The sequence below is a fragment of the Rhizobium sp. 01L410 genome (genome assembly GCF_056400165.1).
This window is the reverse complement of sequence record NZ_JBFTST010000013.1, coordinates 69826-82300: the sequence shown is the minus strand read 5'-3', so window position 1 is coordinate 82300 and position 12475 is coordinate 69826. Positions and strand designations below refer to the sequence as shown.

General features: G+C 58.3%; 10 protein-coding genes. 4 read left to right on the top strand and 6 right to left on the bottom strand.

What is annotated here, in order from left to right:
* The first annotated feature begins 14 nt into the window (after nucleotides 1-14).
* Together AC1DV9_RS24190 and AC1DV9_RS24185 are read left to right on the top strand one after the other, a co-directional pair.
* Nucleotides 15-1268, top strand: a complete 1254-nt coding sequence (locus AC1DV9_RS24190; protein WP_477950320.1) for an arsenic transporter — start codon at nucleotides 15-17, stop codon at nucleotides 1266-1268.
* A 164-nt stretch (nucleotides 1269-1432) separates the two neighbouring features.
* Nucleotides 1433-1732, top strand: coding sequence for a PRC-barrel domain-containing protein (locus AC1DV9_RS24185; RefSeq protein ID WP_112386813.1), 300 nt, complete (start codon nucleotides 1433-1435; stop codon nucleotides 1730-1732).
* A gap of 925 nt (nucleotides 1733-2657) precedes the next feature.
* Here AC1DV9_RS24185 and AC1DV9_RS24180 read toward each other — a convergent pair.
* The 5 genes from AC1DV9_RS24180 to AC1DV9_RS24160 form a co-directional block, all read right to left on the bottom strand.
* Entirely contained in the window at nucleotides 2658-3089 is a 432-nt protein-coding gene (locus AC1DV9_RS24180) for a hypothetical protein (protein WP_477950369.1), read from the bottom strand.
* Nucleotides 3090-3181: 92 nt separating this feature from the next.
* Entirely contained in the window at nucleotides 3182-3433 is a 252-nt protein-coding gene (locus tag AC1DV9_RS24175; protein ID WP_112386811.1) for a hypothetical protein, read from the bottom strand.
* 726 nt (nucleotides 3434-4159) lie between these two features.
* Nucleotides 4160-4558 carry a response regulator gene (locus AC1DV9_RS24170; protein WP_477950319.1) on the bottom strand — a complete coding sequence of 133 codons (399 nt, stop codon included), beginning with the start codon at nucleotides 4556-4558 and terminating at the stop codon, nucleotides 4160-4162.
* A 345-nt stretch (nucleotides 4559-4903) separates the two neighbouring features.
* Nucleotides 4904-5272, bottom strand: a complete 369-nt coding sequence (locus tag AC1DV9_RS24165; protein WP_477950318.1) for a hypothetical protein — start codon at nucleotides 5270-5272, stop codon at nucleotides 4904-4906.
* 149 nt (nucleotides 5273-5421) lie between these two features.
* The gene (locus AC1DV9_RS24160; RefSeq protein WP_112515438.1) at nucleotides 5422-5961 is read right to left on the bottom strand and encodes a Pycsar system effector family protein; all 540 of its coding nucleotides are present in this window, start codon (nucleotides 5959-5961) and stop codon (nucleotides 5422-5424) included.
* Nucleotides 5962-6073: 112 nt separating this feature from the next.
* Between AC1DV9_RS24160 and AC1DV9_RS24155 the strand changes: the two genes are divergently transcribed.
* Nucleotides 6074-9721: a FecR domain-containing protein gene (locus AC1DV9_RS24155; protein ID WP_477950317.1), complete on the top strand. Its 3648-nt coding sequence runs from the start codon at nucleotides 6074-6076 to the stop codon at nucleotides 9719-9721.
* Nucleotides 9721-11700: a CHASE2 domain-containing protein gene (locus tag AC1DV9_RS24150; RefSeq protein WP_477950316.1), complete on the top strand. Its 1980-nt coding sequence runs from the start codon at nucleotides 9721-9723 to the stop codon at nucleotides 11698-11700. The genes AC1DV9_RS24155 and AC1DV9_RS24150 overlap by 1 nt, the downstream gene beginning before the upstream one ends.
* 524 nt (nucleotides 11701-12224) lie before the next feature.
* Here the strand turns inward: AC1DV9_RS24150 and AC1DV9_RS24145 are convergent.
* Entirely contained in the window at nucleotides 12225-12461 is a 237-nt protein-coding gene (locus AC1DV9_RS24145; protein ID WP_477950315.1) for a hypothetical protein, read from the bottom strand.
* Nucleotides 12462-12475: the final 14 nt, after the last annotated feature.

The window sequence follows — 12475 nt, the reverse complement described above, 5'->3', positions numbered from 1 at the left end:
GCACGGGGACAGATATGAACACATCCTTCTACACCTGTGCCATCGCGAGCGTCACCGCCGCCGGTGTTGTTGTCCGGCCGTTTCGTCTGCCTGAGGCAATCTGGGCCGTTGGCGGAGCTTTGCTCATCCTTCTATCCGGCATCCTCAATCCTATGGAAGTCTGGGCCGGGGTGGCAAAGGGTACCGACGTCTATCTGTTTCTGATCGGCATGATGCTGCTATCCGAGCTTGCCCGGAAAGAAGGGCTGTTTGACTGGCTTGCAGCCATTGCCACGTCCTATGCAAGAGGATCGCCAACGCGGCTCTTCGCTCTTGTTTATGGTGTCGGCATTCTCGTCACCGCATTCCTGTCCAACGACGCGACGGCTGTTGTTCTCACGCCCGCTGTCTACGCCGCATGCCGCGCGGCAAAGGTCAGGGATCCGTTACCTTACCTGCTGATCTGTGCCTTTGTTGCCAATGCCGCAAGTTTCGTCTTGCCGATATCCAATCCTGCAAATCTGGTGATCTTCGCTGGCGGCGACATGCCATCGCTGTCTCGCTGGATGAGTACGTTCATGCTCCCGTCTATGGCTTCTATCGTCGTGACTTATCTGACGCTTTATTGGTCGCAACGCCGGACGCTCGTCGCTGACACCGTGGACACCGCGATCGCGCGCCCGCATCTCAGCATCTCTGCACAGCTTGCCGGATTTGGGTTGGTCGTCACAGCGGCCACTCTTCTGTGGGCCTCAGCGATGCATGTCAGCCTGGGGCGGCCTACGTTTATAGCCGGCACGATAACGACGCTGGCCGTGCTCGCCGTTATCCGGCAAAACCCAATCAACGTCTTACGCGATGTCAGTTGGGGCGTCATCCCTTTGGTCGGCGGATTGTTCGTCGTCGTTGAGGCGGTCAATCATACGGGCGTCGCTACCATACTTGCGGACCATCTCAGGACGCTCGGCGCGCATTCAGAAGTGCAAGCAACCGCAGTTGCAGGGACCGGTGTCGCCCTGCTTTCTAATCTCATCAACAATCTGCCTGCCGGTCTTTTCGCCGGAAGCGCTGTCCAGGCCGCGGAGGTCTCCGATCGCATCGCTGGCGCGGTGCTAATCGGCGTGGATCTCGGCCCAAACCTTTCGGTGACTGGTTCCCTTGCGACAATCCTTTGGCTGACGTCATTGCGCCGGGAGGGCATCGAAGTCAGCGCGCTATCGTTTCTGAAAATTGGCGGCGTCGTGATGTTCCCCGCACTGTTGTTGTCGCTTGCCGTTCTCTTGGCCTGATCGAGACGGGTCCCACCAACACCGTGCTGCAGTCGCATCTCTGAAAAAAATTTATGTTCAGATACTTGAAGAATGAATTCTCCGCTGGTCGCCAATCTTCAACTGATGCCGGAACATTTGGTCACCGATTTGATTATCCCTGCTCCACTAAGGAGGAAATAATCATGGACCATACAAACCACGTACGGCTGACGGCATCCGAGTTGACGCCCGCCGTTCTCGAAGGTGCCACGATCTACGGCGTCGATGATCATAAGGTCGGCAAGATCGATCACATCCATGCTGCTGGCGGCGCCGGCGGATCTGCAGTGATCGATGTTGGCGGGTTCCTCGGCATTGGCGCCAAGCCGGTCGCAGTTCCGATTTCGGATCTCGAGTTTATGCGTGACGAGGACGGCGATGTTCACGCCGTCACCAGTTGGACCAAGGATCAGCTCAAGCAAATGCCTGAACACCGAGACTGAGATCGTCTCGAACTGTTCTCCAGCACCGCAATTGGCGGTGCTGGAGAGATCGCACCCGATCTAACTGTATCTCGGGCCATGCTAGACAGTTCGGCGACTTGCCTCCGGCTTAGTGAGTTTGTATTTTCTTAACGGGCAAGTGACGGAGGCAGGCGCTAACGGTACGTCGAGTGGGCCTTACAGGCCGGGCGGGAGCCTGCCCCTATTGACGACTCTATAGCCAAGGAACCGCAAACCACGGACAAGCGCCAGTGGTCCCTCTTTTTCATCCACTCTAGTCTCTCCGATACCGTCCCAGTGTCGGCGCTGCCAGCTTTTGAACAAGGTCTCGAACGCTGCATAGTCAGCATCGGACATGGGAAATGGCTCCGGAAAATGCGCGACATAAATTTCGCCGGCATTCAATGGTTCCCATTCGATGACTATCGCTCTCAACGCGTTAATCTCCCGATTTTTGGTTGGGCGGCTAGCGAAGCTCACGCCGCAGATCTTCCAGAATCGGCCGCTCCCCGCTCAATATCTTGCACTTTGTCCTCTCGAGCGAATCCACCCGGCTAACTTCTGGAAAACTAGCCATCGTCCGAGACTTGTGTGGCTAACCAATCTCGCACTTTACACTATCTATATAGCAAGCTCGAGAGGCCAGTCTGCCTCGATCGTCCACGCCACTGCGCTTGGCGCCTGGTTGCAGGTACCCACCGAGCCAGGCGAAATCGCCCTTGATCGCTATGCCTTTACGGCCCTCCGAAACGGCGGCCTTAAGGGCACCCTCGCCAGCTTCGGCAATGCCTCTGCGGATCGGCCATGCCCTCTGTCGCAACGCGTCCAAAAGGGGCCAGCAGGATTAGCACGCCTCACCTGAGGTTCTTGATCTGCGGTGCGATATGAGGATCCCCCGCGCTCCGTACCGCCATCGTCGTCACAACTACTTTTGGCAGAGTTTGGACACGTTGCGTTGGAGACCCCGAAGCAGCGCCTGAGCGATTTCATCTTTTAAACCTTGGACGATATCGCCGAACGGGCCACTGGTGCGGATGATCTCGAACGAGCTTTCCGTGGTTTTGCAGGTGGATAGATCGAAATGCAGGCTGACATCAGCTGTTGCCGAAAACCCGCCTTGCACCAAAGTATTGTCTGATGTCTTGCAAGCCAAGGTTCCCCGGGCTTTTGCCTCGGCAAGGTTACCGTTCACGGACACGTCGAGTCTCTCGATCTTCACATAATCTAGCTTGTCGACGCCAACTTCAACGCTGATGCCAAACCTCGATGCGTTTACCTTAAGCGCCCGGCACGGCTGTGCGTCACCGATCGCTCGCTCCAGCACATTCTCTGCTGCGGCAGGACGCTGTGTAACCATCAGCGCTATTGCTGTAAACACTGCAAAGGCGCCCACCCATCCTGGCATCATTCTTTACCTTCCGCGAGGCTCGAGCCGTCCCGACCCGTGAGTTAATGGCTGCTGTAGAGCTCGGAGCGGAAATCCTCATCCGCTCTTTCGGGGAACAAGTGCCGCCGGGTCTGCCGCAGGCCGTCAGCTTGGCGTCGATGCTTCTCGACCACGTGATTTGTCACGTCAATAAGCGGGCCGCCATCTCGCTCAGCAATGCGGACCGTGCCTCCTTGAGAAAGAAAATCGCAAAACGCCTCGACCGATCTGAGGTGGGCCGTGAGCTCGACGTATCGGTGATCGTATTCTTTCATGACATCCTCCAGCGGAAAAGATCACAAGAGACTTCGGCGAGAAAATGGCTGCGCGCTGAGATTTGCGGTTAGGGGTTATCCAGCCGTTCAACCGTCTATGCATCAACCCTTGAACTTCCACCCGACTGGCTGCCAGCAACTGAAGGAGCTATCCAGCGTGATTGGCAGGTCGCATACTCGTTTGCAGGTGCCGATTTAGACCATCCCGATTCCGTCGAAGTGATCGTGTGACGCCGGATGCGTTGGGAGCGGGTGCTCCTTGTGTATTCATCAGCTCTCTCTAGGCAGATGCTGGAGATTGGGCATGCGAATCTCCATCCCAGCCGGGCTCTACGGTGATTGCCGCCGCCTCTCACAAATCTTTATGGCAATTCCTTAGGCTCGCCACGAACCGACAAGTACTGTTCCCTGAAAATCCTGAATGTTACGCGCCACAACTGCTAATCCGTGAACGAGCGCGGTGGCGACGGCGATCGCATCAGCTACATTGCGGCGATCAGGAATATGTAAGTGGGCCCACCGCGTAGGGATAGCGCCATCGGTCGGTATATCTCGCTCTGAAAACTCCGGCCGAACGCGGCTATCCATCCATGCTCACAAGTGTGGTCCCAGTGCGCAGTCTCGGGGTGGCATGCAGAGTATTTTCCACGCTCAAGTTCTAACATAATTTAACAGATTATTAATTCCCACCGGCTTGTTCAATGCCAATGCTCATACTCTGACGCTTCAGGAAACCTGTCTTCGCATTCCGCCTACCCTGCAATCAAGGATTGCCGTCATGTCGCCAACCATCGAGACAATGGTTTCCAGCCGATAGGGTTTTGCGATGAAGGTTGCTCCGCCAGGCAACTCGTCAGGGCGCAGGCAATGACCTCCTGAAGCGATGATCACTGGAACGGGCATGCTGGTCAACGAGATCATCCCGGCCAGATCGAGCCCGCTCAGTCCACCGGGCATATCAATGTCCGTAACGACGGCGTCGATCTTGCGCCGAGCGAGAGCCGCGATTGCCTCAAGGACATTTTCGGCTTCGACAACGTCGTAACCCTCATCCCTAAGGGTGTCTGCCAACATCATCCTGATGAGAAATTCGTCTTCAACGATGAGAACTGTGCGCTGATACATGTCAGTTTCGCTCCGTGGTCACGAGATGAACTCGCAGCGACCCGAATAGATCGTCTTTCAGACAGGAGTATTCGCAGACATATTTAATAAAATACGAATGAACCACGGCTCTATGCCGCGAACCAGATGCCGGAACGTTTATTGTCTGGTTGGTCAGCCTCGGTTGCTTCCAGAAACCTCATCGGCTGTTCAATATGCGGTCTAGTTCCTTCAACCGGGATAAAAGCAGCCCGGCTTCGGAGGCGAAGGCGGGCCAACGGCCCACGGTTGCTCGAAGCTCGTTGATGATCTCGTTCGCAATTCGTGCTGGTATCGAAGCTGCCTTGGCGATCAGCAGCGGCACGGCTAGAATGTCGGGCGCATATTCGAAATTGCTTCGCCTCTCGGTGCCGCTTCACGCCAAGTACCGAGCTTGCGCGACCGCCCCTCCAGATCAATCATCACAGCCATTTGTTGACAGGTTCGAATTTCACGATTGCGCGCCCTTTTCCTCAGTGGCCGGTCGATGACGTCATCAATGGTTCTGGGCGCCTGCGGGGGGAACAACTGGCCGAATTCGACTTCGGCACGAAGCACGAAAGCAATCTTGACCAGGGCTTCGATCGAGATCTTGCCAGCTTCCTCGAAAAGGCGCAGCGAACTATAGGATACGCCTGCTTTGGGAGCGAGATCGCGCTGCGTCGAACCTAGGACGAGAGCAGCCTCAACGATCATAGCGTGATGGAGCGGTATGGTCCTTCGATAGCGACGGCCATGGCCGATTTTTGGCCTACCATTGAACGGATGGTACGGGACCACTTCAGGAGACGCAGGTCACATTCGGCTTTAAGCAGTACGCTGGGGGACCGTCATACGCAGACATATCAGGCCGCGATAAGCAACATCACATAGGCGACTACAGTCACCATCAGTCCGCGGAAGGCGAGCGTCACGCAGCGGTACTTGCCGCGAGCGATCGCCGAGAGAATATCAGCGTTGTCGAGATACTCGGCAAAGAGGTAACGCTGGTCGTGGCGCGCAGCCGCTTCCCAGAAAAGCTGCCGGTGCTTGCCCCAGGTTCCCCAGAACATCGAAGTCGACTTGTTCACGTGACGAGGCAACACGACGAGTATCGCCGATAGAATCGAGAAGACCGATGCCGCAGCCAGAAGCCCGGAGAACAGCAGTGTCTTTGGATCGCCACCGACATAGCGCGTCCATGTAAAGACGGCCCTGACATCCCCCGAGCTAACGAGGAACGCAAGCATGAAGGTGAAGATGTAAGCCGCCTTCTGATCAGATATCTTGATCTGGTCGTAGAAGATATCGTTTATCTTCTTGATATGATCGAAATATTCCGATCCTATGTCATTCGTCGAAGGAAAACTTTCCATCAACTCAGTAGCACCTTCAAGATCGCTCACCCAAACATCTCCACCGTCAAGTGTCTCCCTGATATTACACTTAGCCGCCAAAGCAAGATGAGCGGTACAACTTCTATTGACTTTTCGCGACGGCGAGGACAAACGCTTTGCTATGAGGGGTAGCTTTACACATTCCATGTCCGCCATGATGGTGTTGACGGTGGCCGCATCCGTTGCTGCGCTGCCGGCCGGTGCCGAGCCGCTGTTTCGTGCCGAGCCGGCTGCCGGATCGGTGATCGACCGGAAGATGGGCGAGGAAGTCCGCTTCGTCGATCTTTCCAACTGGCAGGATGTCGATCTTCACCAGGATCTGCTTGGCGGCGACGTGCTGCGCACCAATGCGACCGGCCAGCTTGCCATACTGTTTGCAGACCGCACCCAGGTGCGCCTAGGCCGCAACTCGGCGCTCCAGGTAAAGCAGATGGCCCGGCAGGGCGACACCGTTCTCAACCTGCAATCCGGAACCATGTGGGCCCGCGCCCAGCGCGGCGGCACGGGGTTGACGGTGGAAACGCCGGCGGCGGCCGCCGCCATCCGCGGCACCGACTGGACATTGACGGTCAAGGGCGACCAGACTTCGCTGATCGTGCTCGAGGGCCAGGTCGAGCTGAAGAACGACTATGGCAGCGTGCAGGTAGCCGAAGGCGAAGGCGCGGTGGCGACGATTGGCCAAGCGCCACGCAAGCTCGTCATCGTCACGCCTGACGATCGCGAGCAGATGCTGTTCTACCTGACGCTGCGCAGCGGCTTCACCTTCATGCCGGCCTCGCCCCTGCCGGTGCAAACGATGCGCCGCGAACGCAGCCGTATCGAAGACAAGGCCGAGGAGGCGCGAAACGCCGAAGACTGGCTGACGCTGGCGGAAATACAGATATCGCTCGACGGCCGGCAGAAGGCGCTGAACTCGCTTGCGAGAGCGCGTGCCTTACGCTTGTCCGCAACACAACGCGCCCGTGCCGATCTCATTGAGGCGCTGATCGCAGGCGCCGAAAAGCGCTACAGCGAGGCGGCGAAACTGTTCGTGAGAGCCGAACGCGGCCTCGATCCGCTCCGCCGCAGCATCGCCGCCTATGGCGGCTACTACGCCCGCTCGCTGCAGGATCCATCCCGCAACGAACATCCACCGGCCAATGTCACCGGCCCCTACGCCGCCGTGATGAAAGCCTATACGGCAGGCTTCCTGGAAGATATTCCGGCTGCGATCGCAACGATGAAGGCGGCCGAAGCGCGCTATCCCGATGACTCGACGCTCCCTGCCCTGCGCGCGCAGCTGGCGCTGCTGATCAACGATCGCGTCCAGATGCAGGAGGCGATCGACAGGTCGCTTTCGATCGACCCGGACGATCCGAATGCGCTGCAGGCCCGCGCCCGCATGCGCGCCGATTATCAGGGCGATCTCGAGGGAGCACTGAGCGATCTGAATGCCGCGCTCAAGGTGGCCCCCGGCTCCTCCATGGCCTGGAACGACCTCGGCCTGCTGCAGAATGCCCGTGGTGCAGCGCGCGAAGCCGAAGCGGCGCTGAAACGTGCCATCGAACTCGACCGCGACGATCCGATCGGCCACGCCAATCTAGCGATCCTTTATCTCGACCAGTCGCGGATGAAGGAAGCAAAGCGCGAAATCGATCTGGCGCTCGCCGCCGACCCGGCCTTCGACATCGCCCTCCTGGCCCGCGGCCGCTACTATCTGCAGATGGGCGCGATGGACAAGGCGATCGACGACCTGCTGGCCTCCTCGACCGCCAATCCGGCGCATTCCCAGGCGCAGCTCATGCTCGCTGCCGGTCACTACGAAAAGGGCGACCGTGTTCTATCCGAACAAGCGCTCGACAATGCCGACAGACTGGACAGGAACGACCCGGTCATTTCCTCCTTCCGCACAGCCGTTGCCATCGACGACTACGACCCCGATGGCGCGCTGGACTACGCCCAGGAGTTCCTGCGGCGGTCGAAGGCGCGCGGCGGCCATTACGGCTCGCTCGGCGCCAATCAGGATGCCGGCTCAACGCTCAATAACGCCTTCCGCCTGCGCGGATTGAATGCTTGGGGCCGATATTACGGCGACGCGGTCTTCGATCCCTTCGCCGGCAGCGGCTACGTTGACCAGTCTATCCGCGGCAATATTCGCCCCTTCGCCACTACCGAGATCTTCGACGACGAGATCGATCTCTACAAGCTGAACTCCAACAGCTTTTCGGCGCTCTTGCAGGGCCTGCTTCTTGACCCGCACATGCTGTCCGGCCGCTCTCGATCGGCCAATCTACTACGCCGACCGTTCCTCGAAGGCTCGATCGGCGGCGGCGTGATCAACTCCTCCGGTGAAACCAAGCCGATTGGCGAGGCTGAACTGCAGGGCTTTGCCAACGAGCCGTTCCCGGTCAGCGGCTATCTGAACCTGAAATGGGAACAGACGCCTTACGGCGGTGACTATGGTTCATTCCTGACAACCCCTTTCGCTAGCCCCGGCAGCCTTGATGGGGATATCCGCAGCCTTTCCGGCAACGGCTATCTTACGGCAACGCCAAATCCGGACGACCGGTTCGTGCTTTACGCCAACCACTCCGACAGCAAGCTTGACCAGGCAATCGACTTTCCGGCTGCGGGCTATAACGAGAGCGGTGATATCGATACGAAATCCACAGCCGCGGGTATCGGCTGGAGCCATACGTTCGGCTATCGCAACGTCGTCAATGCCGCATTCTTCTACACCAGCACCGAGCAAAACGTAGAGCAGGAAGTCATCGCCCCACCGCCGCGCATCGCAGACAGTCTGCAGCGCAATTACGTCGCGGCAATCAACCATCTTTACGGCGTCGATGATCTGACCTGGCGCTACGGCATAGAGGGCGGGTTCGTCGATATTAAAGCCGACGATTCGCTGCTTGGGACATCGGTCGACGAGCGGATAGGAAGCGGCAAAGCCTACGTCGATCTGCTTCACGACATCACACCAAACCTAAAGGCGGAATACGCACTCTTCGGAACGGCCATAGACGGCGGCTCGACGGATGTGAAGCGGCTTGAGCCACGCCTGGGCATTGCCTGGGCGCCGCTCGACGGCCAATGGCTGCGCGCTGCTTTCATGCGGCAAAGCTATGATATGGGCTCCCCGACCTTGTCGCCGATCGGCGTCGTTGGCATTCAACCCAATCAACCTTATTCGGGCATCGACGGATACACCGATACGATCGCGCTTCAGTGGGACGCGCAATGGACTGAACGCTTGTTCACTAGCATCGAATACCAGCATCAGGAAATTCGTGACCTCGATTTGGCCTACCCGGTCGGCGGTCCATTTCTCCCCTATCTTCCGGGTGGCTTGACCATCAGCAAAGCAAATGTCGATCGCGTTAGCGCAACCGCAAACGTCGCCCTCCTTTATGGATTCGGTGTCTCAGCAACCGTGGCCTATTCTCATTCGAAGAACGAGGATGCTGGCAGCATCGGGTTTGACGAGGCGCTGCCTTACATTCCGGAGAGAAGCGGGCAACTCGCTCTGACCTGGGTCAATGAGGCCAACGTCAAGGCAACGCTTGCAGCGAACTATACCGGAGAGCGTCAAGGTGATGGCGGCATCCTCGGCCCCGAGGTGCTCGACGACTACTGGACCCTTAATGCCAACCTGATTTGGGAGCCGATCGACAAGCGCTTTGCCCTCGAAGCTTCGGCCTTCAATCTTCTTGACGAAGATTTCGAGGTGGCGCCTGGTGTTCCAGGCTGGGGCCGCGCGGTCAAGGGCAGCCTGAAGATCCGCTTCTGATGCCGGGCAGAAAGACACAATCCACCCGCCCAACCGGCTGGCCCGTCTCCAGCCGTCCGGTCAGACTAGCCGTCCTCGTACTGGTGACACTGGTGGCAATTTCGCTGCTCTCGCGTCTGCCGGCATGGTCGCTGCTGGAGCTCAGGAGCTTCGACTATCTCTCGACCGTCGATGATCCGCTGCCACCCGAGGAAGCGCCTGTGATCGTCGCGATCGACGAGCCGGCACTGGCGCAGATCAACGAACAATGGCCGTGGCCACGCAGTCTGCATGCCCGCCTGATCACCGCCCTGCGGGCTGCGGGCGCAAAGGCTGTCGGGCTTGATATCATCATGGCTGAACCCTCGTCGCCTGATAACGACGGCGCGGTGACCGCAGCTGTCGGCCCCGATGTCGTGTTGGCCGGCGACGAGACGCTGATCCAGGCGCCGCAGGCAGACCAGCTCATTCGCACCACGCCACTGCCTCAATTTACCGCTGCCGGCGCAAGAACCGGGATCGCCTCGATTGATCTCGGCGGCGACGGCATCTTCCGCACCATTCCGTCCTATAAGGACGGATTTGCCGTAACGCTGGCTGCTGCAGCTGGCAGGACGCCAATGAAGACGTCAAAAAATGCGATGATCCAGTCCTTCGGACCGTCTCGCAGCTATCCCACCGTGTCCTATTATCAGGCGCTTGACCCGCAGAATTTTCTGCCTCCGGATTTTTTCAAGGATCGCGTCGTCCTGGTCGGCCTCAGCCTACAAAATGCGCCTGAGATCGACAAAGGCGGCGCCGATACATTCGCGACGCCCTATACAGTGCACACCGGCAAGCTGGTCGCCGGAGTCGAAATCCAGGCGACGATCTACGACAACATCGTCCACGGTTTCTTCATCGAAAAAGCCGGACTACCACTCGTCGCCCTAGTGATCCTTGTGGCCGCCGTGCTTGCAGCTGCAAGCGTCCTTCGCTCGACCAGCTGGCTAGCGATGGCGGCGGCCATTACTGCCGTCTGCCTTTTCTCGGCCGCAAGTTTCGTAGGCATCCGCTTCGGCCATATCTTCGTTTCGCCGCTCGGCCCGTCAATCGCCTATATCGCCGTCGTCTTCGGCCAGGCGGCATTCGACTTCGCCGAGGAGCGGCGCAACAAGCTGCAGATCACCCGCGCCTTCTCGCAATATCTCTCGCCCGACCTCGTCAAGCGCCTCTCTGAAGACCCCTCGCAGCTTAAGCTCGGCGGCGAGCGGCGAACCCTTTCGATCCTGTTCTCCGATGTGCGCGGGTTCACGACCATCGCCGAGACGCTGAAGGACGATCCCGAACAGCTGACCGCGCTGATCAATCGGCTACTGACGCCACTATCTGAAGTGGTAATGAACCATGGCGGCACGATCGACAAATATATGGGCGACTGCATCATGGCCTTCTGGAACGCGCCGCTCGACGATCCCGATCACGCGATGCATGCCGTCGTCGCGTCGCTGGCCATGCAGGAGGAAATTGCCAAGCTGAATCTGGAGCTGGAGGCCGAATCCGAGGCCAGCGGCATGCAGCTGCATGTCCTCAAGATGGGCGTTGGCATCAACACTGGCGAATGCGTCGTCGGCAACATGGGCTCCACCCGCCGGTTCGACTATTCCTGCCTCGGCGACAGCGTCAATCTTGCCTCGCGCCTCGAAGGCGCCTCGAAGAATTATGGCGTTGCATTGCTGCTTGGCGAGACCACCGCATCCCTGGTGAGCGGCCGGTATACGATCGCAGAGCTCGACCGTGTCATCGTCAAGGGCAAGACGGTTCCCGCTCCCGTTTTCACCATCCTGCACCGTGCCGAGGACGACGCACTGGCGGCGCACGCCCAGTTTCTCCGGGCGAAATATGCGGGCGAATTGCGGGAAGACGATCCGCGCTTCGATGCAATGGCCGGGATGATACCGGAGCTATCGGGCTATTACACGATCATGCGCCATCATGAACGCACTGCACGCGACCGGTAGTCCCGCGCGCGCTTGATTATCGGCTAACGTGCCGCAGCGCCCGCATGTTACCAACAACCTAAACGATGCCGTGACGCTAGCAGCCCCGGCCCGTTTGGGCGGTCGACTCAAAGGAAAAACCCTCACGGCTGCAACCGCAAGGGTTCTGCTGCGGTTGAGGTCACAGCGCGTGGACGCGTCAGGAGGGCAATTCTAACGACGTCCACTGCTTACAACCACGATTGCATTCGATGGTTCCAACAAAAAAGCGCCACCTTTTACGGTGACGCTATAGTTGAGGATACAGGAAATCACTCGACAAAGACCGAGAGGTCATCACGACTGAGTACACTTGTGTGTCGAGTGATCAGGGTGAGAACAGTCTCACCCTCTGTATGTTCCTAGGGCTTTGAAAATAAATGGAGTTCGCGCCATCACGTTTTGCTAAGCCGACGAACACCTCCCCAGCTTCCAACATTCCCATATGATGAGGTCGGCGGGTATTGATGACGGCCAGATCACTTCTTAGCTTTGGGCGGTGGGACTTAGTCGAAGATAAGGATCCAGGCAAAGCTCCACGCTTCGATCGTACCGGAGCCGTGGAGAAAATGTGCCGCACCGTTCGCATCTTCGTCTTTCTGGAGGTGGTCGATCAGCGCCTTGGGCGAGGAAAGTCCTGGCAGGGTCATCAGAGAAAGGGAATGCTCGATTTCATCAACATCACCAAGCCCGACGACTGGCGGCGAACCCGGCGTCATTAATGTCCAACTGTACTGTTTCATTCCCCGCTCCCCAA

What these genes read in the sequence shown, in the direction of transcription:
- AC1DV9_RS24190 (WP_477950320.1), top strand. Translation starts at nt 15, where the DNA reads ATGAACACATCCTTCTACACCTGTGCCATCGCGAGCGTCACCGCCGCC.
- AC1DV9_RS24185 (WP_112386813.1), top strand. Translation starts at nt 1,433, where the DNA reads ATGGACCATACAAACCACGTACGGCTGACGGCATCCGAGTTGACGCCC.
- AC1DV9_RS24180 (WP_477950369.1), bottom strand. Translation starts at nt 3,089, where the DNA reads ATGGTTACACAGCGTCCTGCCGCAGCAGAGAATGTGCTGGAGCGAGCG.
- AC1DV9_RS24175 (WP_112386811.1), bottom strand. Translation starts at nt 3,433, where the DNA reads ATGAAAGAATACGATCACCGATACGTCGAGCTCACGGCCCACCTCAGA.
- AC1DV9_RS24170 (WP_477950319.1), bottom strand. Translation starts at nt 4,558, where the DNA reads ATGTATCAGCGCACAGTTCTCATCGTTGAAGACGAATTTCTCATCAGG.
- AC1DV9_RS24165 (WP_477950318.1), bottom strand. Translation starts at nt 5,272, where the DNA reads ATGATCGTTGAGGCTGCTCTCGTCCTAGGTTCGACGCAGCGCGATCTC.
- AC1DV9_RS24155 (WP_477950317.1), top strand. Translation starts at nt 6,074, where the DNA reads ATGAGGGGTAGCTTTACACATTCCATGTCCGCCATGATGGTGTTGACG.
- AC1DV9_RS24150 (WP_477950316.1), top strand. Translation starts at nt 9,721, where the DNA reads ATGCCGGGCAGAAAGACACAATCCACCCGCCCAACCGGCTGGCCCGTC.
- AC1DV9_RS24145 (WP_477950315.1), bottom strand. Translation starts at nt 12,461, where the DNA reads ATGAAACAGTACAGTTGGACATTAATGACGCCGGGTTCGCCGCCAGTC.